This window comes from Rahnella bruchi (assembly GCF_003614975.1).
GTDB classification, from domain to species: domain Bacteria; phylum Pseudomonadota; class Gammaproteobacteria; order Enterobacterales; family Enterobacteriaceae; genus Rahnella; species Rahnella bruchi.
This window is the reverse complement of sequence record NZ_QZWI01000056.1, coordinates 1-780: the sequence shown is the minus strand read 5'-3', so window position 1 is coordinate 780 and position 780 is coordinate 1. Positions and strand designations below refer to the sequence as shown.

At 57.4% G+C, this 780-nt stretch carries 1 protein-coding gene; it reads left to right on the top strand.

Annotated features, from left to right (window positions below; translation table 11 throughout):
- Positions 1–780, top strand: a 780-nt coding sequence (tssI, locus tag D5398_RS25320) for a type VI secretion system tip protein TssI/VgrG (RefSeq protein ID WP_120510035.1), incomplete at both ends; no start/stop codon positions are given.

The window sequence follows — 780 nt, the reverse complement described above, 5'->3', positions numbered from 1 at the left end:
TATGAAATATTTGATTATCCGGGACGCTTTAAAGACGAACAGCACGGCGAAGACTTTGCCCGTTATCAGATTGAAGGCTGGCGCAATAACGCGGATATGGTCACAGGAACGTCTAATTCACCCCGCATGCAGCCGGGTTTGTGCTTTGCGCTGACGGACCATCCCCGTGAGGATTTGAACTCTCAGTGGCAGGTTATCGCCTGCGAAATGCAGGGCGATCAGCCGCAGGCGCTGATTGGCAATGAAGGTCAGGGAACCACCCTTTCCAGCCACTTTCAGGTGATCCCGGCGACGCAAACGTGGCGCTCGGTGCCGCATCCCAAACCGCGCATCGACGGCCCGCAGATTGCCATCGTCACCGGCCCGCCGGGAGAAGAAATTTTCTGCGATGAGCACGGGCGCGTGCGGGTGAAATTTGCCTGGGATCGCTACAACAAAGCCAACGAAGGCAGCTCGTGTTGGATCCGCGTCTCGCAGGCATGGGCAGGCACCGGCTTTGGCAACATCGCCATTCCGCGCGTCGGCCAGGAAGTGATCGTCGATTTCCTCAACGGCGACCCGGATCAACCGATCATCACCGGTCGCACCTATCACGCCAGCAACCGCTCTCCCGGCAGTTTACCCGGCACCAAAACGCAGATGGCGATCCGCTCACAAACCTACAAAGGCAGCGGCTACAACGAGCTGATGTTCGAGGATGCCACCGCACAGGAACTGCTGTCGATCCATGCTCAGAAAGACATGAAGACGAAGGTGCTAAATAACCGGATGACGGATGTG